The organism is Actinoallomurus iriomotensis (genome assembly GCF_030269445.1).
GTDB lineage: Bacteria > Actinomycetota > Actinomycetes > Streptosporangiales > Streptosporangiaceae > Actinoallomurus > Actinoallomurus iriomotensis.
On the sequence record NZ_BSTJ01000001.1, the window covers coordinates 515,115 to 536,107 of the forward strand.

The following is a 20,993-nucleotide window of genomic DNA, read 5'->3' on the forward strand; positions in this document are numbered from 1 at the left end:
ATGCTCGCCGCACGAGTTTATTACGGGGAGGCGCTGTGAGACAGGGACCGCTGGACCTCGCGAGAGTCGAGGGCGTGCTCTTGGACATGGACGGCACTCTGGTCGACTCCGACGGCACCGTCGAGCGTGCCTGGTCGGCCTGGGCCCGCGAGTACGGCCTTGACGTCGAGACGGTGCTCACTGCCGCGCACGGCCACCCGGCGGTCCGCGTGGTACGGAGCCTGCTGCCCGGACTCGGCGAGGAGGCGGCCAAGGCCGCGGCACAGCGCCAGTACGAGTTGGAGTACGCCGACGCCTCCGACGTCACGGCGGCCGCCGGGGCGCGCGACCTGCTCGCGGCACTGGATCGGATGGGGCTCGCCTGGGCGGTGGTGACGACCTCCGACGACCGGCTGGCCAAGCAACGGCTCCACGCGGCCGGCATCGACCCGCCGGTGCTGGTCACGCTCGACGACGTAGGGGCGGCCAAGCCCGACCCCGAGGGGTACCTGCGGGCCGCGGCCCTGCTGGACATCGCGCCGTCCGCCTGCCTGGTCGTGGAGGACTCGCCGCCCGGACTCGCCGCCGGGCGGGCCGCCGGGATGCCCACCGCGGCCCTGCGCGGGCTCGACGGCGACCTCCGCCTGCCCGGCCTCGGCCGGCTGGCCCACCTGCTGGAGCGCTCCCGGGTACGGCCGTGGTGGCGCGACGCCGTGGGATACCAGGTGTACCTGCCGTCGTTCGCCGACGCCGACGGCGACGGCTGGGGCGACCTGGCCGGGGTGTGCTCCCACCTGGATCACCTGACCCGGCTGGGCGTCGAGGTGCTGTGGCTGACCCCCTTCTTCCGTTCGCCGATGCGCGACCACGGCTACGACGTCGCCGACTACCACGCCGTGGACCCGTCGTTCGGCGGCGAGGCCGCCCTGGACGAACTGCTCACCCAGGCGCATCGCCGGGGGATGCGGGTGATCGGCGATCTGGTCGTGAACCACACCAGCGACGCCCATCCCTGGTTCACGGCGGCCGCCTCCTCCCGGACCGACCCGCACCGCGAGCACTACATCTGGCGGGACCCGGCGCCGGACGGCGGGCCGCCCAACAACTGGCTCTCCCACTTCGGCGGCCCCGCGTGGACCTTCAGCCCGGCGACCGGCCAGTACTACCTCCACCTGTTCCGTCCGGAGCAGCCCGACCTGAACTGGCGCGACCCCGCGCTCGCCGCGGAGATCGACACGGTGCTGGAGTACTGGTTCGAGCGCGGGCTCGACGGGTTCCGGATCGACACTGCCGCGTACCTCGTCAAGGACGCGGACCTGCGGGACAATCCGTCCCTTCCCGCGGGTCAGGTGCTGCCGGCGCGGGGAGTGACGATGGACTGGCGCCGCCAGGACCACCGCCACGACATCCATCAGCCGGACGTGCACGCCGTCCACGAACGCTGGCGGCGGATCGCCGACCGGCACGGCGCCTTTCTCGTCGGCGAGGTGTACGAGCTCGATCCCCACGCGCTGGCCCGCTTCGTCGAGGATGAACGGCTCCACTCGTCGTTCTGGTTCGGCCTGGTGGAGACCGGCTGGGACGCCGAGCGGATCGCTGCCATGCTCGAAGCCGCGACGACGGCGTCGTCCCGTCTCTCGTGGGTGCAGGGCAACCACGACCGGTCCCGTGCGGTGACCCGGTTCGGCGGCGGGGAGCCTGGCCGGCGCCGGTCGCTGGCGCTGCACGTGCTGATGGCGCTTCTGCCGGGGACGTTCTGGCTCTTCCAGGGCGAGGAGCTCGGCCTCGGCGACGGCCACGTGCCGGCCGAGCGCACCGTGGATCCGCTCGGCGCCGCCGAGCCCGGCGAGAGCCGCGACGTCGTGCGCACCCCGATGCCATGGCGTCCGGGCCCGGGCCTGGGCTTCACCACCGGACGGCCGTGGCTGCCCGACGGCGGGCGCGGGGAGCCCGACACCGTCGCGGTCCAGGCGGACGACCCGGCGTCCCACCTGAACACCCTGTCTCGGCTGCTGGCGACACGGCGCCGGCTGGCGCATCTCCTGGCCGCCACCGACGATGTGAGCCGGATCGCCCTCGACGCACCGGTCGTCGCGTACCGCAGAGGCGGGCTCTGGGCGGTCGCGAACCTGCGTGACACGCCGGTGGCCGATGTGGAACTGCCCGCGGCGGCGGTCTTCGACACCGACGATCCGGCCGTCGGACTCGACCGGCCGAGGGCCGGCCGCGTCCGGCTGGCCCCGTACCAGGCGCTCGTGCTGGCCGCGCGATGACGCCACCACCTCGACGGAGGAGGACGACATGTCCGATGCGGTGACCCCGACCCGCCTCGACGTCCCGGAGTCGGAGCTGGCCGACCTGCGGGACCGGCTGGCCCGGACGCGATGGCCCGAGAGCGAGACCGTCGCGGACTGGTCCCAGGGCGTCCCCCTGGACTACGTGCGACGACTGTGCCGCTACTGGGCCGAGGAGTACGACTGGCGTGCCACCGAGCGGCGGCTGAACGCCCTGCCGCAGTTCCGCACCACGATCGACGGGCTCGGCATCCACTTCCTGCACGTGCGTTCGCCGCACGAGGCCGCGCTGCCGCTCGTCCTCACCCACGGCTGGCCGGGCTCGATCGTGGAGTTCCTCAAGGTGATCGGCCCATTGACCGACCCGCCGGCGTACGGCGGCCGGGCGAGCGACGCGTTCCACGTGGTGTGCCCCTCGCTGCCCGGCTACGGCTTCAGCGACAAGCCGGCCGGACCCGGCTGGGGCGTGGAGCGGATCGCCGCCGCCTGGATCGAGCTGATGGCTCGCCTCGGCTATCACCGGTACGGCGCGCAGGGCGGCGACTGGGGCACCACGATCACCACGATCATCGGCCGGCAGGACCCGGGGCACGTGGCCGGCATTCACCTCACGCCGCCCCTGGCCGCGCCGGATCCGGCCACGTTCGGCGACCTCACCGGCGCCGAGCGCGCCGCCCTCGACGCACTGGAGCACGCCCAGGCGTGGGAGGACGGCTACTCGCTGGAGCAGTCCACGCGGCCGCAGACCATCGGGTACGGCCTGGTGGACTCGCCCACGCTGCTGTGCGCCTGGATCGTCGAGAAGTTCCGCTCCTGGACCGACTGTGACGGCCATCCGGAGAACGCGCTCACCCGGGACGAGCTTCTCGACAACCTGATGTTCTACTGGCTGCCCGGGAGCGGCGCGTCCGCCGCCCGGCTGTACTGGGAGAGCTTCCGGCAGGTGCAGCGGCTCTTCGCCAGCGCGACGACCGATCGGATCGGCGTCCCGGCCGGATGCTCGATCTTTCCGCACGAGAACCCCCGTCCCTCCCGGCGGTGGGCGGAGCAACGCTTCACCGACATCCGGCACTGGAACGAGCTGGACCGGGGCGGCCACTTCGCCGCCTTCGAGCAGCCCGAACTGTTCGTGGAGGAGGTCCGCGCCTTCTTCCGCCTGGTCCGCTGACGAGCCGCCAGGCCGCCCAGCAGCGTTTCGGCGTCCCGGCCGCCGACCGCACGGACCCCGCCCCGGGCGACGCCCCGCCCGGAGGGTGCTCAAGCCGCTGCACGCCTTCAACGAGATGGAGGCGCTGGCGCGGGAGGGCCGGCGCGGATGGCATGGGGGGGACGTCTCCGTCCGCCGGGTCCTAGGCCCTTCATCGTAGGCCGGCAGCGGCTTTCGCCCGATGGCCCGGTGATCGGCTTCGGCCTACCGTGGCGGCCGTAACGCACGACACCGATGGAGGCGGCCATGGCGATCTTCACCGAACGGGAACTGGACTACCTGCGCGAGCAGCGGCTGGGGCGGCTGGCCACGGTTCGGCCGGACGGCACCGTGCAGAACAATCCGGTCGGCTTCGGCTTCAACGAAGAGCTCGGCACCATCGACATCGGCGGGCACCGCATGGCGGCCAGCCGGAAGTTCCGCAACGTGGCGGCGGGGTCGAAGGTGTCCTTCGTGGTGGACGACATCGCCTCGTTCGACCCGTGGACGGTGCGCTGCCTGGAGATCCGCGGCGACGCGGAGGCGCTCACCGAACCCGCGGACTCGGCGGGGAACCTGGCCGGTCCCATCATCCGCGTCCACCCGCGCCGGATCCTCAGCTTCGGCGTCGACCCGGCGGCCGGCAACCGGACCGTGGCCAGCGGGCAGGCCTGAGAGCGGGTCAGGACGCGACGGCCAGGTCCGTGCCGTTCCCGCGGGTGAGCTCGCGCGCGCGGCGGGCGTCCGGGGAGTAGCGCCAGGCCTCCGGGACGACCTGCGTGCCCCGGTACAGGGCCTTCAGCCAGGTCGTCGCCCAGACGTCCTCGAGCGGCGTGGCCGGCAGGCCGTACATGCGGCGGGCCCAGCGGGGCAGAGTCGCCACGACGAGCGTCGCGATGCCCGGAGCGGCCAGCTTCAGCGGCAGCCACTGGCGGGGCACGGTCGGGTTGAAAAGCCGCCGCAGCCCCTCCTTCGCCTCCCGGCAGGCGTAGATCCTCGGCCGCATCTCCGCGTAGTAGTCGCGCATCTCGGCGACCGACGCGGGGATGTCCGCCGGGTCCAGGCCGACGACCGCGCCGGAGCGGCGCTGTTCGTCGACGAACGCGTCGGCGTCCGCCCGCGACAGCGGGATGCCGGCTCGCAGCGCCACGTCGAGGTAGGAGTCGACCTCGCCCATGTGCACCCACAGGAGGTTCTCCGGGGCGTCGACCGGGAACACCTCGCCGGTGTCCATGTTGAGGCCGCTCAGCCGCGAGTGCAGGTTGCGGACCCGGCGGCCGACCCGCTCGACCTCGTCGTGCGTGCCGTACGTGCGGACGCGGACGAACTCGATCGTGCGGCCGAGGCGCGCCCAGGCGGCGCGCGGGTCCATGAGCTCGGAGTTCTGTGCGGTGCCCCACATGGACGGCGGGTGCAGCGCCTGCAGGATGAGGGCGCGGAAGCCGCCGATCATCTGCACGGGCTCGGCCATCACGCGCCAGGTCACGGAGCCGGGACCGAACAGGCCGTAGTCCTCGCTCACCGTTCACCGTCCTTGAGGGGGCACCCCGACGAAAACAGGGATAAGTACTGACTTATTACCCTCTCATGGCAGCCGTCACACGCCGGCGGCCCCTGGAGGATCAGGTCACTCGGTCGTCTGCTCCCGCACCCAGGACAGGTATTCGGCACTGCCCGCCACGACCGGAGTCGCGATGATCTCCGGCGTGTCGTACGAGTGCTGTTCGGTGATCTGGGCGGCCAGGTCCTCGAAGCAGTCGGTGGTGGTCTTGAACAGCACCATCCATTCTTCGGCGGACTCGATCTCCCCCTCCCACCAGTACGTGCTGGCGATCGGGCCGATCAGCTGGGCGCAGGCCGCGAGACGCTCGGTGACCGCCGACCTCGCGAGCTCGGCGGCCTCCTTGCGCGAATCAGTGGTCGTCGTCACCTGGACGTACGCCTCGGCCATACAGCGACTCCTTCCCCGCTGATCGTAGCTCCGCGCCCCGGTCCGGTCCGGCAGCGACAGATCACACCATCGTTCCGGTCAGGACCGCCTCACCCTCGGACCGGCCGCGGGGCGGCCCGGGGTCAGCGGGCGGGGACGGCGACCAGCGCGCTGCCGCCGTGGCGGCGGACCTTCTCCGCGACCGCCTCCACCTTGCCGCCGCCGAGGAACTCCAGGCCCGCGGCCGAGCCGATCACGCCCGCCGGCGGGCCGGGGAACAGCACGAAGTCCTGCCCCTTGGCCTTCAGCGCCGCACCGTACTTGTCGATGAACGCCTGCTCGGCGGCGGTCTGGGCCGTGTTGCGCTGGGTGGCGCGCGGTGCCTCGACGGCCTGCGGAAGCGTCATGCCGAGGTCGATGCGGTTCAGCAGGATCTGCAGCACCGTCGTGATGATCGTCGAACCGCCCGGCGAGCCGACGGCCAGCAGCGGGCGGCCGTTCTTCAGCACGATCGTCGGCGCCATGCTGCTGCGCGGCCGCTTGCCGGCGGCGGGCAGGTTCGGGTCGGGGTAGCCGGCCGGAGTGGACGACGTGAAGTTGAAGTCGGTCATCTCGTTGTTCAGCAGGAACCCGCGGTGCGGCACGGTGAGCGCGCTGCCGCCGAACTGCTCGATCGTCAGCGTGTAGGAGACGACGTTGCCCCACTTGTCCGTGGCGACCAGGTGCGTGGTCTGCGGACCCTCGTACGGCAGTTGCTGGCCGGTGCCCGACGGAGTGGTGCAGCCCTCGCCCTTCAGGTCACCGGGCGCGACCGGCGCCGTCAAAGCCTGGCCGGGCTTGATCAGGCAGGCGCGCGAGCGGGCGAACCGGTCCGACAGCAGCGTCTTCAGCGGGACGTTCTCGTACGCGGGGTCGCCGACGTACGCGCCGCGGTCGGCGTAGGCGAGCTTGGACGCCTCGAGGTAGACCTGCAGCGCCTCGACCGGGTCGCTGAGCTTGAACTGCTTCATGATGTTCAGTGCCTCGCCCACGGTCGAGCCGCCCGAGGAGGAGGGCGCCATGCCGTAGACGTCGAGCCCGCGGTAGTCGACGTGCGTGGGGTCGCGCGGGACCACCTTGTAGCGCGCCAGGTCGGACGACCGCACCACGCCCGGCCGTACGTCGCGCGTGGCGTTCGGGTCGACGGGCGGGTGCTGCACCGTGGTGGCGATCTCCTTGCCCAGCTCGCCGCCGTAGAACCAGCCGAGCCCCTTCTTGGCGATCTGCTCGTACGTGGCGGCGAGGTCGGGGTTGCGGAACGTCGAGCCGACCGCGGGCGGCTTGCCGCCGGGCAGGAACAGCTCGCGCGTCGGCACGATGTCCTTGAAGCGGTCCTGGTTGACCGTGGTCTGGTCGACGAACTCCTGGTCGACCGTGAACCCGTTCTTCGCCACCTTGATCGCGGGCTGGAGCAGGTCGCCCAGACGGCGGGAGCCGAAGCGGCGCAGCGCGGAGTCCCAGGTGGCGAGCGTGCCGGGCACGCCCACGGACAGTCCGCTCGTGACCGCGTCGTTGAACGACAGCGGCTTGCCGGTCTTCGGGTCGATGAAGAAGTCCTTGGTCATCTTCGCCGGGCCGGTCTCCCGGCCGTCGAAGGTGGAGACCTTGTGCGTGCGGGCGTCGTAGTAGGTGAAGTAGCCGCCTCCGCCGATGGCCGAGACGTACGGCTCGGTGACGCCGAGCGTGGCCGCGGTGGCCACCGCGGCGTCGACGGCGTTGCCGCCGTGGCGGAGCACCTCGACACCGCTCCTGCTGGCGTCCAGGTCGACGCTCGCGACCGCTCCCCCGTACCCGACCGCGACCGCCTGTTTCTCGTCTTGCGGGGCGTGAGCGGCGGGTTGCCGCGCCTGGGCGGGCACCACCAGCGTTGCCAGGGCCGCGGTGGCGAGTGCGATGACGGCGGCGGGTCGGCGCATTGCGTCTCCTGATCGTCCGGCGCTTCACGAGGAACGCGTCCCCCACTGTGCCATCCCGTGCGCCGGAGATCCACAAGATCGCCCGGCTACCCCCAGCACGGTCCAGAACAGGCCAAGAGCCGCGTCCTGCCACCAACTACCGCAAAAACGTACTCGACAAACGATCTCGCCATGACGTACGTTGTCCTCAGATAGAGATTGACTCAACTTGAGAAGGACTCATGGGTGAAGAGGAGTTCCTCGCGGCGTACGACCCGCGGGCCTACGACCCCGTCGCGGTCGCCATCGACGTGGTGGCGCTGACCATCCGCGACGGCGCCCTGCACGTGCTGCTCGTCCGGCGCGGCGGTCCGCCGCAGGAGGGCCGGTGGGCACTGCCCGGCGGCTTCGTCCGGAGCGGCGCGCGCGCCGAAGGCCTCGACGCGGCCGCCGCGCGCGAGCTCGCCGAGGAGACCGGCGTCCGCACGGACGCCCTGGACCGGGTCCACCTGGAGCAGCTCGCGGCCTACGGCGCGCCGGAGCGCGACCCGCGCATGCGCGTCGTCTCCATCGCCTACCTGGCCTTCGCCCCCGAGATGCCCGAGCCCGAGGCGGGCAGCGACGCCGCCGCCGCGGCGTGGACGCCCGTATCGGCCCTCGGCCTGACGGGCCACGGCTCACAGCGGCCCGGCACGACCCGGCGACTGGCCTTCGACCACGCGGCCATCCTCACCGACGGGCTCGAACGGGCCCGCTCGAAGCTGGAGTACACCGCGCTCGCGACCACGTTCTGCGCGCCGGAGTTCACCATCCCGGAGCTGCGGGCCGTCTACGAGACGGTCTGGGGCGAGGAGCTGCACGCCGGCAACTTCCACCGCAAGGTCCTGTCGGTGCCCGGGTTCGTCGAGAGCACCGGCGGGACCTCCGAACGCGGCGGCCGCCGCGGCGGCCCGCGCCCCCGCCTCTACCGCGCCGGCGACGCCCGCCTGCTGCACCCGGCCCTGCTGCGGCCCTCGCGCGAGGAGGAGATCCGATGATCCAGGCCGAGGCCGTGCGCCTCATCGAGACCGCGCGGACGCCCGCCGAGCTGTTCGGCGCCGACGGTCCCCGTGCGTACCGGCGGCTGGTCCGGCTCGTCCACCCGGACGCCGGCGGCCCGCGCGAGGCCTTCGACCGGCTGACCGCGCTGTGGCGGGCGTACGGGCCGGTGACGATCCGCACGCGCCGCGCCGCGTACACGCTGGCCGGCGACCCGGTCCGCGGCGACCTGGCCAACCTGTACGACGCGGGCGACGCGATGGTCAAGGTTCCGCGTGACCCGGGCGTGAACGACCTGCTCGAACGCGAGGCCGTCGCGCTGCGGCAGCTGCCGAAGGACGGCGACGGGCGGTTCCTGCCGTACGTCCCGCGCCTGCTGGAGAGCTTCCGGCACCGCGACGAGGCGACGGGCGCCGAACGCCGCGTCAACGCGATCGCCCGCCTCGACGGCTTCCACCCGCTCACCGAGGTGCGCGCCGCCAACCCCGACGGCGTGGATCCCCGCGACGTCGCGTGGATGTGGCGGCGGCTGCTGGTCGGGCTCGGCTTCGCGCACCGGGCCGGCGTGCTGCACGGCGCGGTGCTGCCCGAGCACGTGCTGATCCACCCCGAGCGGCACGGCCTCGTGCTGGTCGACTGGTGCTACTCGGTGCCCGGATGTCACCCGGACCGCAGCGGACGGGTGCCGGCCATGGTCCCCCGCCGGGCGGACTGGTATCCGCCGGAGGTTCCCGCGCGCGAGACGGCCGGCCGCGGCACCGACATCTTCATGGCCACCCGCTGCATGACGTACCTCATGGCCGACCGCGCGCCCAAGGCCCTGCGGGCGTTCGCGCGCGGCTGCGTGCTCCCCGCGCGGCACCGCCGGCCGCGGGACGCCTGGCGGCTCCTCGCCGAACTCGACGAGCTGCTCGAACGGCTGTACGGCCCGCGCCGGTTCCGGCCGTTCCACCTGCCTGCCATCTCTCACCCGGAAGGAAACTGACCCATGGGAAGCGGAACCTGGTCCACGGACGTCTACAACGCCGGCGCGCACTACCGCGCCGCCCACAACGTCAGCGCGTTCGCCTACAGCGACAGCGGCGCGCGCACGGTGCACGAGGACCTCGACCCGCACGGCGTGACCGTGCGCGAGAGCCGCGACAACGACGAGCACCCCGAGTCGCTCGCGCTGGCCGTGCTGTTCGACGTCACCGGCTCGATGCTGACCGTGCCGCGCACGCTCCAGTCGAAGCTGCCGGACCTGCTCGGCCTGCTGATGCGCAAGGGGTACGTCGAGCACCCGCAGATCCTGTTCGGCGCGGTGGGCGACGCCACCTGCGACCGGGCGCCCCTGCAGGTCGGCCAGTTCGAGTCCGACAACCGGATGGACGACGACCTCGGCAAGATCCTGCTCGAGGGCGGTGGCGGCGGCCAGATGACCGAGTCCTACGAGCTGGCCATGTACTTCATGGCGCGGCACACGGCCATGGACTGCCTGGAGAAGCGCGGGCGGCGCGGTTACCTGTTCCTCATCGGCGACGAGCTGGCCTACCCGAAGGTGAAGGCGCGGGAGATCGCGAAGGTCATCGGCGGTGAGCCGGCCGAGGACATCCCGCTGGCGTCGATCATCGCGGAGCTGAAGCGCAAGTTCGAGGTCTACTTCATCATCCCGGAGGGCGCGAGCCACTCCCGCGACGACCGCCTGCTGGACTTCTGGCGCGGCCACCTCGGCCAGAACGTCATCCGCCTGGACGACCTCGACGCCGTCTGCGAGACGATCGCCCTCACCGTGGGCCTCGCCGAGGACGCGGTCGACCTCGACGAGGGCCTGGACCACCTGCGCGAGTTCGGCTCCGACGCGGGCGAGTCGGTCTCCCGCGCCCTCGCCCCGCTGAGCGCCCACCGCGGCCGGGTCACGGTCACGCCCGCCCCGACCGGCCTCGACCCGGCCGACACCGAGGTCACGCGCCTGTGAACGAGCGGAGCGAGCGAACCAGAAGGCACGCCCCGTGACCGAACATGTGATCGTCGTTGATCTCGGGTACGGGGACGCGGGCAAGGGCACGGTCGTCGACTGGCTCTGCGCCCGCGGCCCGTACGCCGCGGTGGTGCGGTTCAACGGGGGCGCGCAGGCGGCGCACAACGTGGTGACCGCCGACGGGCGGCACCACACGTTCGCCCAGTTCGGCTCGGGGACGTTCACGCCGGGTGTGGTGACGCACCTGTCCCGGTTCATGCTGGTGGATCCGCTCGCGCTGGCCGCGGAGTCGGCTCACCTGGCGTCCGTCGGCGCCGGCGACGCGCTGGAGCGGCTGACGGTCGACCGCGACGCGCTGCTCACCACGCCGTACCACCGCGCGGCCAACCGGGCGCGGGCCACCGCGCTGCGGCACGGGTCGTGCGGCATGGGCATCGGCGAGACCGCGTCGTACGCCCTGGCCGGGGACGAGGCCCCACGCGTGGGCGACTGCCGCTCCCCCGCGCGGCTGCGCCGGCGGCTGAGGCTCCTGCGCGACCACCTGTTCGACGAGCTCGGCCCGCTCGACGTGCCGGCGATCGAGGACTGCGTCGCCGCGTTCACCGCCTTCGCCGCCCGGGTGCGGATCAGCGGGGAGGACTTCCTGCCGGCGCTGCTGCGCCGCGGCCCCGTGGTGTTCGAGGGCGCGCAGGGCGTGCTGCTGGACGAGCGGTTCGGCTTCCACCCGTACACCACGTGGTCGACGACGACCTTCGCGAACGCCGAGACGCTGCTCGACGAGGCGGGCCCGGCCGCGCGCGGCGGAGGCGTACGGCGCGTGGGCGTGCTGCGGGCGTACCAGACGCGGCACGGGCCGGGCCCGTTCGTGACCGAGGACCCGCGGCTCGACCGGCCTGAACCGCACAACCGGCACGGCCGCTGGCAGGGCGCGTTCCGCACCGGGCATCTCGACGCGGTCGCGCTGCGGTACGCGCTCGCGGTGTCCGGCGGCGCGGACTCGCTGGCCGTCACGCACCTCGACGCGCCCGCCCCGCTCATCTGCCGCTCCTACGACATCGGCGACCGGATTGCGCCGGCCGCGGACCTGACCGGTCAGGCGCTGCTCACCGAACGGCTCCTGACCGCACGCCCTCACTACGAGCCGCTGGGCGCCGACCCGGCCGGAGCGGTGGAGGACGCGCTCGGCGTTCCGGTCTGGATCCGTTCGTACGGTCCGACGGCGTCGGACAAGGTGGCATCGAGCAGCGGAGACGCCGCCGCACGTCGGGTTCACGCGGTCGCCTGACGCGGCCGAGGTGGCCGGCGCATCCCCGTACGTCCGCGATCATTGACTCATGACGATGACCGCCGTCGCCGCCCCTGTCCGACGTGACCGTCAAGCGCGGCTCGCGGTGGCCGTCACCTTCGGAGTGCACGGTGTGGCGGCGGGGAGCTGGGCCGGCCGCGTGCCCTGGGTCAAGGAGGCGCGGCACCTGTCCTCCGCCGGGCTGGGTGTGGCGCTGATGGGGGCCGCCGTCGGCGGACTGATCGCCGCACCCCTCGCCGCCTGGCTGATCGCGCGGTTCGGTAGCCGGGGCATGACGCGGATCGGCGGCATCACGATGGCGGTGAGCGTCTCGCTCATCGCGTTCGCGCCCGCGCTGCCCACGATCTTCATGGCGCTGGTGCTGTTCGGCGCGACCGGCGGCGTGCTCGACGTCGCGATGAACGCCAACGGCGTCGTCGTGCAGGAGAGGTACGGGCGTTCGATCATGTCCGGGCTGCACGGCATCTGGAGCATCGGCGGCCTGACGGGCTCCGGGCTCGCGGGCCTGGCCGCCAGCGCCGGCATGGGCGCCCCGACGCACCTGCTCATCGTCGGGATCGCGCTGGGGGTGGTGAGCCTCGTGTCGGGGTTCTGGCTCATCCCGGCGCCGCGGGCGGCCGCCGGGAAGGTCTTCGCGATCCCCGACCGCGGCCTGCTCCTGCTCGGCGGGGTCATCTTCTGCGGACTGTTCGCCGAGGCCGCCGCCGCGGACTGGAGCGCGGTCTACCTCCACACCGCCACGGACGCCCCGCAGGACGTCGCCGCCTGGGGATACGCCGCGTTCTCGCTGGCCATGGCCGGTGCCCGCCTGCTGGGCGACCGGCTCGTCGAACGGTTCGGATCGGCCCGGCTCGTCCGCGCGGCGGCGCTCACCGGTGCGACCGGCCTGGCGGTCGGCCTCCTGGTGCCCGTGACGGCGGTGGTGATCGTCGCGTTCGCCGTCCTCGGGATCGGCATGGCCACGGTGGTTCCGCTGACGTTCAGCGCCGCGGGCCGCACGCCGGGCCACGACCCGGGCACGGCGGTCGCGGCCGTCGCCACGGTCGGGTACGCCGGCTGGCTGCTGGCCCCGCCGATCATCGGCTTCGTCGCGCAGGGCACGTCCCTGACGGTCGCCCTGACGCTCGTCACCGTGATGACCGCCCTCATCGCCGTACCCGCGGGCGCCCTGCGAGCCGCCCGCGACTGACCCGGCGAGCTCTCGGTGATCTCCGTCGGGGGGTCAGGAGGGCGGCGGGCGGGTATCTGGCCAGGGAGAACATCACTGGTCGCCGGCGGCGGATCACGGACCCGCCGGGCCGGCGGTGCCGACCCCGCTGTGGGGGGCGCCGACCGGGGTGCGCATACGGCCAGGCACCCGACACACCAAGGAGTGGGCAGATATGACTGTCGTGACCGAGCGGAGCGAGGGAATCAAAGGCACGGCCCCAGTGGTCACTCCCTCCGACGGAGGAAGACCCATGACCGCGCAGCCGACCGTCGTGGAGACTCTGGTCCCGGCCGCCCTGTTCGACCGGCTCGCGGCGCGCGTCGAGCGCGACGCGGACGTCGACCGGGAGCGCGCCGAGCGCATCATGCGGCAGGCCCTGGCCTTCCTCGTCGCCTGCGCCCGCAACCCGGAGACTCCGCTCGCACCGTCGAAGGCGGTCGACCACGGCTGGCACGCCTTCATCCTGCACACGCGGGAGTACGCCGACTTCTGCGACCGCGTCGCGGGGCACTTCATCCACCACGCGCCCGAGGACGCGCGCGGCGAGCGCGTCGACGCGGCCGCGCGGAACGCCACGACCACCGAGGTCATGCGACGGTCCGGCGTACCGGTGGACGATGAGCTGTGGGACGTGGACCGGGCCGCCTGCTCGGCCAACTGCGAACGCTGCTGCTCCGGCGGCCACTAGGACCCGAGAGCTCTAGGAGTCCGCGGAGTCGAGGAAAGGGGTGAGAAGGCCGGGCAGCGCCTCGTCCGCGAGGCGGAGCGCCTCGCCGAGCGGGACGTCCTGCACGTCGATCCGCTGGCGGCCGGCCGCGGTCGTCGCGACGAGTGTCGCCAGGCCTGCCCGGCGCTGGAAGAAGGACCGTCGCAGGTTCCAGCCGATGACGCCCTCGCACGCGAGCGCGCTCCGGCGCCGTACGAGCGTGCCCCGGCGGCTCACCAGAGTCGCCTCGATCAGGGCATGGCCCAGGGACCGCGCTCGGTCCCACGCGAGGAACGCGGCGACCGGCAGGAGCACCAGCGACAGACGCCAGATCCATGCCGGCGACCCGGCCGTCCACGACAGGACGAGCAAGGCCGCGACGACGAGCGCGGCGAGGCCGACGGCGCGTGTGTAGCGGCGGCGTGCCGCCCGGCGCCCGTGCCCGGTGAGCGGCGCGGTCAGCGGCGTGGTGGGGCCGAGGACGAGCGCCCCGACCCGCACCGCCTCGGCGCGTGGCGCCGGAGGCAGGAGGAGCGACCCGCCGCGCTCGGCGCCACGGCCGACCCGCAGGCCGGTGGTGATGGCCAGGCAGCGTGCGCCGCGTACGGCGCGGAGCAGCAGCGGTTCGCTGATCTCGACGCCGTGCAGCCGCCGTTCTTCGATCGTGATCGAGCGGGTGGTGATGAGGCCACGGGTGACGTGGAGCGTGCCCAGGGTGTTGCGCGTGAGCCGGAACCCGTAGAACGCCAGGACGTAGCCGAGCGTGGACGCGATCGCGACGGCGACGACCAGCACGGCCACCAGCGCCGCGATCTCGGCCGGCAGCCCGGCGTGCTCCCACCGCTCCAGCAGCGTGCTCACCGGGCCGAGCCGCCCGGGGTCCAGGTGCGCCTCGTTCACGGCCCGCCCGGCGACACCGGCGATCACCCCGACGGTGACCAGGCCGGTCAGCGTGAACGGGCCGTACCGCACCCACGCCGCGGGCACCGCCGCCAGCAGCACCTCGCTCGGGGTCGCCGTCTCCTCCCGCGCCGTCTCGCGCCGCGCCGGCGTGCGGTGGAGGAGTTCGGCCCGCAGACGCGTGGCTTCGTCGACGTGCAGCGCGTCGAGCTTGACCGCGTCGTCCTTGCGGTCGGTACGGCCGGTGCCGACCTCCACCTTGGCCAGCCCGAGCGAGCGGTGCAGGAGGTTGGCCGTGACGTCGACGGTGCGGATCCGGTCGCGGGGAACGGTCAGGAGCCGGCGCCGGAGGAGGCCCCGGCGCACCTGGACCTGCTCGGCCGAGACGCGATACGTCGTGGTGAACCAGCGCAGCATGCCCGCCGCGATCACGGCGATCGCCCCGCCGAGGCTCCACCACGAGCTCTGGCCGCCCGCGGTACCGGCGAAGACCAGGCCGATCAGCACCGGCCAGGCGCGCAGCAGCTCCTGGATCGGGTGGATCACGAGCATCCGCCCGGACAGCCGCCGCCACTCGGTCCGCTCGGTCATGTGGCGTCGCTCCGGTCGGCGCTGGTGCCCTCGGTGAGCTCGTCGACGAGACGCTGCGCGGTGTCGCGGTCGAGGCCGTGGATCTTCAACGGGCCGGCCGCCGACGCCGTCGTCACCGTGACGTTGGCGAGCCTGAACACCTGCTCGAGCGGCCCGCGCTCGCTGTCCACGGTCTGGATGCGCGAGACGGGCGCGATGCGCCGTTCCTGGTTGAACCAGCCGGACTGGGTGTAGACGGCCTCGGGCGTCGCCTCCCACCGGTGCACGCGGTATCGCCACTGCGGCATGACGGTCACGTGCGCCGCGGCCACGACCGCCGTCAGGACGAGCCCGGCGACGTGCGGGCCGAGACGCGCCGTGTCCGCGGCCAGCCAGATGACCTGGGCGGCGACCGGCATCAGCCAGCCGGCCGAGGCGCGGACCGCCCAGTAGGCACGGGCGCGGGGGCTCACGCGATGCCGTGGTGGCCGGAGCCCGGCCTCCGATGACTCCATGACGTCGATCCTGACAGAGCATGCCGTCTCGCTGAACAGCGGCACGTCCCTGATTGAACCGTTACAAATGTCATGTTCCGGTCGGCCGGAGCCCCCGGCTGCGCGTGGCCCGTCCGCTACGCCCGTGAGCCCGTCTCGGCCATGTGCGGCGCGAGCCGGGTGGCCTCGTCCACCGGTACGGGGGCGTTGGGCAGGAGAGGCCCGGTCAGACCGGTCGTGACCAGCGCCATCAGCACCATCATGGTGAACATCCGGCCGTCCAGGACGCCGAGCGTCACTCCGGCGTTGAGGATGACGAGTTCGGTCAGGCCGCGGGTGTTCATCAGGAGGCCGAGCGTGCGCGCCTCGCGCCAGGGCATCCCGAACACCCGCCCCGTCGCGGCCGCGCCGAGGAGCTTGCCGGCACAGGCGACGGCGATGATGCCGGCCAGTTCGACGTAGCCGCGCCCGGAGATCGAGCTGATGTCCACGTTCAGGCCGGTGACGATGAAGAACACCGGCATCAGCACCATGCTGACGTGGTCGAGGGGCCTCTTGATGCCCTCCCGCAGCACGTCGGCCGGCTCGCGCGGCATGACGAACCCGAAGGCGAAGGCGCCGAAGATCGCGTGGATGCCGATCCACGTCGTGGCGTAGGACGACAGGAACAGCCCGGCGATGAGCACGACGACGAAGAGCGGTGAGACGCGGTCGCGCGCCCACCGGCGGACGAAGTAGGCGAGCAGCGGGCGGACGACCAGGACCAGCACGGCCACGTAGAGCACCGCCAGCCCGGCGATCTGCAGCAGGTCACCGGACCCGGAGGCGGTCACGATCGCCGCGACCAGCGCCAGCAGGCACCAGGCGAGCACGTCGTCGATGGCCGCGCTCGCGAGCGCCAGCGCACCCACCGGCGAGTCCATCATCCGGTGCTCGGTCAGCATCCGCGCCAGCACCGGGAACGCGGTGATGGACATCGCCGCCCCGATGAACAGCGCGAACGCCGTGAACGAGATGTGGTGACCCCGCACCGTGGAATGGTCGTGGTACAGCGTCGTGGCGAGCACGACACCGAGGCCGAACGCCAGCGCGATCGAGCTCAGGGAGACCGCTCCCGCGGCTCCGCGCCGGCCCTTGAGGAGGCGTTTGTCGAACTCCCAGCCGATGCCGAACATGAACACGAGCAGTCCGACCTGCGCCACCGCGTTCAGGTACGGCCGCGCCTCGGCCGGGAAGACGCGGGCGGTCAGATGTCCGGGTAACAGGCCGAGCAGACTGGGCCCCAGGGCTATGCCCGCGACGATCTCTCCCATGACCGGTGGCTGGCGGACGAACCTCGCGAGCCGGCCGAGGACGGCGCCCACGACCAGGACGATGGCGATGTCGGCCATGACGGCAGCGACGATCAGGTCAGAGTGCTGAGCAAGGCTTCTCACCGGACCCCATTTCCCCGAATTCGGTCATTCGGCTCTCACATGCGTTGAGTCGCCGGTGGCGAGCGAGGAGCCATGCCGATCCGCGGACACTCCCGCATAACCGGTCGGAGCGAGGTGTGGCCACCTCCCGAGCACGCTTCTGTCGCCCCTGGCTGAACATGGTGGTCACGGTAATGGGCGACGAAAAACCCGTCCAGATCATCCGATTTCCGGCTGATCGGCAAAACGTCGCGGCAGTTACAATTCGCCATCTCGGCGGTGGGAAAGATCCGTAATCGTGCGGGCCGCCGGTCCCGCGCGGCGGGCCGAAACGCCCCGATCCGGGCGGAACGCGCCTGGCATGAGCAAGCCGGGGAGTCGCCCACGCCGTACCCCGTGCACGGCGACGGCCCGCAGGGTCGACGGACCACTTCCGGACAACCGCCGGCACCCTCGCGCCAGCTCTCCATCGCCCTAACGCGCCGAAGATCGCGGCACGCTTCTCTTCCGGCGATGAGACGTGCATGATGGCGATCACCTGCGGAAACATCACCGCGCCGGCCAGGCCCTGGATCCTGCGCCGACGACCGGGAGTGAGCGATGCGTGAGGGGGCGGACGCCGTCGGGCCGGATCCCAGGCAGACGCTGGCGCGCCGGCTCCACTTCGCGGCCAAGGCCGCGCGAGGCCATCTCGAACACCGGCTGGCCGCCGCCGGATCAAGCTTCGCCGTGTGGACGGCGCTGTCCGCGTTGAAGGCCGGGGGCCCGCTGATCCAGCGTGAGCTGGCGGGGATGCTGAACGTCGAGGGTCCCACCCTGACCCGTCACCTCGCCCGGATGGAGGCCGAGGGGCTGATCGAGCGGCACCGTACGAGCGCGGACCGTCGCGCGGCCGTCGTGCGCCTGACCGAGTCCGGGGAGGCGACGCACTCCCGGCTGTCGGGCATCGTGAGCGCGGGCCGCGACGTCGTGTTCGAGGGCTTCTCTCCACGGGAGATCGAGGAGTTCGCGGGCTACCTCGACCGCCTGATCGAGAACGTCGGGCCGGCGAGCCCGTCACCCCGGCGCTGAGCGCCGCGCCTCAGACCTCGGGGTGCAGCATGAGCAGCACGGCGCGGTTGTCACGGTCGTGGCCCCGGTAGACGTGGGGACGCGCGGCGTCGAACCGGATCGAGTCGCCCTCGCCGAGCTCGACCGGCGCGTCGGCGGGCCCGCTCGTGACGCGGCCCCGGGTGAGCACGAGGCACTCCTCCACGCCGGGCAGATGCGCGTCGGAGTGCTGGTCCGCCGCCGCGACATCGATGGCGTACACCTCAACCGTGCCGCGCAGCCGGACGCGGTGCAGCAGCCGCGCGGCGACGGCGTCGCCTCGCGCCTCCGGCCGCTCGTCGGCGGCGCGGACGACCTCGACCGGCGGCTCCGGCGGGTCCAGCAGCTCGCCGAGCGGCACCGCCAGCGCCGTCGCCAGCGCCCAGAGCGTGCTCAGCGTCGGATTGCCCTGCCCCTGCTCGATGCCGTGCAGCGTGGTCTTGGAGACCCCGCAGGTCGCCGCCAGATCGGCGAGTGAGATCCCGGCCGCCGCGCGCAGCCGCCGTACGTTGCCGCCCACTACTTGCGCCATGTCCACGCGTAACAGCATAGTGGTACGGGCGTACCGGCAAAGCGAACTCAGGGGAGCGGGCATGACGGTGAGCAGGTTGCGGGACATCCCCGGCATCGGCGTCGACGTGGTCGGCGACGAGGCCGACGCGCTGAACGACCCGGAGATCCTCCGCCTGGAGAACCTCGACACCGACATCCGGCCGCCCGAGATCGCCCTGGCGATGACGCGCGCCGCGGTCGACGACGACGCCGCCAACAGCTACCTGCCCTTCCAGGGGCGCGCGTCGCTGCGCGAGGCCGCCGCCGCGCACGTCGGCCGCCTCGCCGGCCGCACGTACGACCCCGGCACCGAGTGCGTCAGCGTCGCCGGCGGCCTGAACGGGGTCCTCAACACCCTGCTCGCGACGGTGGAGCCTGGCCAGGAGGTCGTCCTCACCGATCCGATCTACGCGGGCCTGGTCAACCGGGTGCTGCTGGCCGGCGGCGTCCCGCGCTTCGTCACCGCGCACGCGGGTCCGGCCGGATGGTCGGTCGACGCCGGCAAGCTCGCGGCCGCGGTCGGGCCGAACACCGCGGCCGTCCTGGTCATGGGCCCGGCGATGCCGACCGGCCTGGTGCTCGGCGACGACCACTGGGCGGCACTGGCCGAGGCCTGCGAGCGCCACGACGCGTGGCTCGTCTACGACGCCGCGATGGAGCGCATCCGCTTCGACGGACGGCCGGTGAGCCATCCGGCGTCGCACGAGGCCCTGGCCGCGCGCACGATCACGGTCGGCTCGGCCTCGAAGGAGCTGCGGCTCATCGGCTGGCGCGTCGGCTGGGTGGTCGGCCCGGCCGCCATCCTGAACGACATCCGCCTCGTCGGCCTGACCAACGTCGTCTGCCAGGTCGGCATCGCCCAGGAGGCGGTGGCCGCCGCGCTGTCCGCGCCCGACGCCGACGAGGACGTGGCGAACGCCACCGCCGAGCTGCGCCGCCGCTGCGAGACGACTCTCGCAGAACTGGCCGGCCAGCCGGTCGTGCGCCCGCACGGCGGCTGGTCGCTGCTCCTCGACACCCGTCCTCTGGGCCTGACCCCGGCCGCGCTGTCACGACGGCTGCTGACCCACGCGAAGATCGCCGCGACGCCGATGGACGGCTGGGGCCCGAGTGGCGGCCACTACCTGCGGTTCGTCTTCGCCAACGAGCCGGTAGGCCGCCTCGCCGGGTTGGGCGACCGCTTCCGCGCCGCACTTGCCTGACCCCGAGCACGCCCTGCGCCAATGGCGATTACCTCATCCGAATTTACCGATTTGCGATTAATAGGGCGATAGTTGACAGGCAGAGTCAAGATGAGTTAATAAAATTAATGCAAAGGCCAAGACCGAACTTCTCCATTTTCACGGAGGTCCGGGATGAGCGGCACGATCTCGTACGGCGACACCGTGAACGACGCGCTCGACCGGCTGCGGGGCGTGGGATTCGAGTTCGGCCCCGGTTTCGTCAACCACGCCCCCATGGTCGCCGAGACCCTGGCCACCGTCGGCTGCCGTGACCTCGTCGCCACGTGGGTCGAGCGGAACAAACGGCTCCGCGCCTACCTCGACCCACCGGAGGGCGGCACTCCCCTGTCCGGCGACGACCCCGTCGAATGGCGGGCCGCGCTCGGCGACTTCCGCCGCGTGCTCGACTGGGTCGCCATGTTCGAGGCCCGGCTCTCCCACAGACCGTGGCCCGACGTCCTGCTCGAGTGGTGGCCACGCCTGCTGCCCGGCATGTACGGCATGCTCACCCACGGCTTCATCCGCACCGCGCACGCCGTCCGCAGCCTCGAGGCCACCGAGGAGCCCGGCCCGCTGCAACTGCGCGAGCTGGCGCAGGGGCTGGGCTACTGGGCGGCGCGCCACACACCGGTTCCGGCGGCCTCCGAGCGAAGCCTGCGGCTCCTGCCGCCCGCGTGCGAGGACATCGGCCTGTCGCTGAGCGCGCTGACCGTCACCACCGCCGGACTGTACGCCGAGCGCGCGCCACGCCCCTCCGTCCCGCTCGTGCACTCGGTGACCGCGCCGGCGGCGCTGCGGCTGTTCCTCCCGCTCCTCCCGGCCGACCTTCACCGGCCCGCGTACGACACGCTGCGGCAGGCCGCCGCGGCCATGTGGGACGTCTTCCCGAACGGAGGTGTCGACGCCCCCGCGTCGGCGCCCGGCTATGAGCCGCCCTCGACCGAGCGCATCCTCGTCGACGCCGTCGACTTCGGCGACGAGCACACGATCAAGCTGGCCGAGGCGTGCAAGCGGGAGTACGCCCTGCTTCCCGACCCCCGCTACCGCGCCGCCGCCGACACACTGCTGCGCCGGATGAAGACCGATGGATTCTGATCCTCTCCCCGAGATGAAAGATGTTCTCGCGCCGAACAACGATCCATCCTCCGACGGTCCAGGCGAACGCTTCGCGGCGAGAGCACCGGCGCTCCCCGCGGCCCGGCGCGGC

General features: G+C 72.6%; 19 protein-coding genes. 12 read left to right on the top strand and 7 right to left on the bottom strand.

Annotated elements, in window-relative coordinates:
- Window positions 1-35 precede the first annotated feature (35 nt).
- The 3 genes from QSK37_RS02390 to QSK37_RS02400 all read left to right on the top strand — a co-directional run bounded on the left by QSK37_RS02390 (window position 36) and on the right by QSK37_RS02400 (window position 4,134).
- Window positions 36-2,252: an HAD-IA family hydrolase gene (locus tag QSK37_RS02390; RefSeq protein WP_285617183.1), complete on the top strand. Its 2,217-nt coding sequence runs from the start codon at window positions 36-38 to the stop codon at window positions 2,250-2,252.
- A gap of 28 nt (window positions 2,253-2,280) precedes the next feature.
- Window positions 2,281-3,441: an epoxide hydrolase family protein gene (locus QSK37_RS02395; protein WP_285617184.1), complete on the top strand. Its 1,161-nt coding sequence runs from the start codon at window positions 2,281-2,283 to the stop codon at window positions 3,439-3,441.
- Window positions 3,442-3,726: 285 nt separating this feature from the next.
- A complete protein-coding gene (locus QSK37_RS02400; RefSeq protein WP_285617185.1) occupies window positions 3,727-4,134 on the top strand; it encodes a PPOX class F420-dependent oxidoreductase in 408 nt (135 codons plus the stop codon).
- A gap of 7 nt (window positions 4,135-4,141) precedes the next feature.
- Here QSK37_RS02400 and QSK37_RS02405 read toward each other — a convergent pair whose 3' ends face one another.
- The 3 genes from QSK37_RS02405 to ggt all read right to left on the bottom strand — a co-directional run bounded on the left by QSK37_RS02405 (window position 4,142) and on the right by ggt (window position 7,344).
- The gene (locus QSK37_RS02405; protein ID WP_285617186.1) at window positions 4,142-4,981 is read right to left on the bottom strand and encodes an oxygenase MpaB family protein; all 840 of its coding nucleotides are present in this window, start codon (window positions 4,979-4,981) and stop codon (window positions 4,142-4,144) included.
- A gap of 105 nt (window positions 4,982-5,086) precedes the next feature.
- Window positions 5,087-5,410, bottom strand: coding sequence for a divalent-cation tolerance protein CutA (gene cutA, locus QSK37_RS02410; RefSeq protein WP_285567018.1), 324 nt, complete (start codon window positions 5,408-5,410; stop codon window positions 5,087-5,089).
- Window positions 5,411-5,532: 122 nt separating this feature from the next.
- Entirely contained in the window at window positions 5,533-7,344 is a 1,812-nt protein-coding gene (ggt, locus tag QSK37_RS02415) for a gamma-glutamyltransferase (RefSeq protein WP_285617188.1), read from the bottom strand.
- Between the two features lie 221 nt (window positions 7,345-7,565).
- Between ggt and QSK37_RS02420 the strand changes: the two genes are divergently transcribed.
- The 6 genes from QSK37_RS02420 (at window position 7,566) to QSK37_RS02445 (ending at window position 13,525) form a co-directional block, all read left to right on the top strand.
- Window positions 7,566-8,360: an NUDIX hydrolase gene (locus QSK37_RS02420; protein WP_285617190.1), complete on the top strand. Its 795-nt coding sequence runs from the start codon at window positions 7,566-7,568 to the stop codon at window positions 8,358-8,360.
- Window positions 8,357-9,346 carry a molecular chaperone DnaJ gene (locus tag QSK37_RS02425; protein ID WP_285617191.1) on the top strand — a complete coding sequence of 330 codons (990 nt, stop codon included), beginning with the start codon at window positions 8,357-8,359 and terminating at the stop codon, window positions 9,344-9,346. Before QSK37_RS02420 ends, QSK37_RS02425 begins: the two co-directional genes overlap by 4 nt.
- Before the next feature lie 3 nt (window positions 9,347-9,349).
- A complete protein-coding gene (locus QSK37_RS02430; protein ID WP_285617192.1) occupies window positions 9,350-10,318 on the top strand; it encodes a type 1 glutamine amidotransferase family protein in 969 nt (322 codons plus the stop codon).
- Window positions 10,319-10,352: 34 nt separating this feature from the next.
- Entirely contained in the window at window positions 10,353-11,606 is a 1,254-nt protein-coding gene (locus QSK37_RS02435) for an adenylosuccinate synthetase (RefSeq protein ID WP_285617193.1), read from the top strand.
- A gap of 49 nt (window positions 11,607-11,655) precedes the next feature.
- The gene (locus tag QSK37_RS02440; protein ID WP_285617195.1) at window positions 11,656-12,816 is read left to right on the top strand and encodes an MFS transporter; all 1,161 of its coding nucleotides are present in this window, start codon (window positions 11,656-11,658) and stop codon (window positions 12,814-12,816) included.
- Between the two features lie 271 nt (window positions 12,817-13,087).
- A complete protein-coding gene (locus QSK37_RS02445; RefSeq protein WP_285617196.1) occupies window positions 13,088-13,525 on the top strand; it encodes a glycine-rich domain-containing protein in 438 nt (145 codons plus the stop codon).
- A gap of 12 nt (window positions 13,526-13,537) precedes the next feature.
- Here the strand turns inward: QSK37_RS02445 and QSK37_RS02450 are convergent, their stop codons facing one another.
- The 3 genes from QSK37_RS02450 to QSK37_RS02460 all read right to left on the bottom strand — a co-directional run bounded on the left by QSK37_RS02450 (window position 13,538) and on the right by QSK37_RS02460 (window position 16,943).
- On the bottom strand, window positions 13,538-15,034 hold the full coding sequence (locus tag QSK37_RS02450; RefSeq protein WP_285617198.1) for a PH domain-containing protein: 1,497 nt from the start codon (window positions 15,032-15,034) through the stop codon (window positions 13,538-13,540).
- Complete coding sequence (locus tag QSK37_RS02455; protein WP_285617200.1) at window positions 15,031-15,528, bottom strand: PH domain-containing protein; 498 nt, start codon at window positions 15,526-15,528, stop codon at window positions 15,031-15,033. The genes QSK37_RS02450 and QSK37_RS02455 overlap by 4 nt, the downstream gene beginning before the upstream one ends.
- 116 nt (window positions 15,529-15,644) lie before the next feature.
- The gene (locus tag QSK37_RS02460; RefSeq protein ID WP_285617202.1) at window positions 15,645-16,943 is read right to left on the bottom strand and encodes a cation:proton antiporter; all 1,299 of its coding nucleotides are present in this window, start codon (window positions 16,941-16,943) and stop codon (window positions 15,645-15,647) included.
- Window positions 16,944-17,522: 579 nt separating this feature from the next.
- Between QSK37_RS02460 and QSK37_RS02465 the strand changes: the two genes are divergently transcribed.
- Window positions 17,523-17,993: a MarR family winged helix-turn-helix transcriptional regulator gene (locus QSK37_RS02465; RefSeq protein WP_285567037.1), complete on the top strand. Its 471-nt coding sequence runs from the start codon at window positions 17,523-17,525 to the stop codon at window positions 17,991-17,993.
- A gap of 10 nt (window positions 17,994-18,003) precedes the next feature.
- Here QSK37_RS02465 and QSK37_RS02470 read toward each other — a convergent pair whose 3' ends face one another.
- Window positions 18,004-18,543, bottom strand: coding sequence for a helix-turn-helix domain-containing protein (locus tag QSK37_RS02470; RefSeq protein WP_285617204.1), 540 nt, complete (start codon window positions 18,541-18,543; stop codon window positions 18,004-18,006).
- A 61-nt stretch (window positions 18,544-18,604) separates the two neighbouring features.
- Here QSK37_RS02470 and QSK37_RS02475 point away from each other — a divergent pair, with 61 nt between their 5' ends.
- Complete coding sequence (locus QSK37_RS02475) at window positions 18,605-19,765, top strand: pyridoxal phosphate-dependent aminotransferase (RefSeq protein ID WP_285617205.1); 1,161 nt, start codon at window positions 18,605-18,607, stop codon at window positions 19,763-19,765.
- 153 nt (window positions 19,766-19,918) lie between these two features.
- Window positions 19,919-20,881, top strand: a complete 963-nt coding sequence (locus QSK37_RS02480) for a questin oxidase family protein (RefSeq protein ID WP_285617206.1) — start codon at window positions 19,919-19,921, stop codon at window positions 20,879-20,881.
- Window positions 20,882-20,993 lie beyond the last annotated feature (112 nt).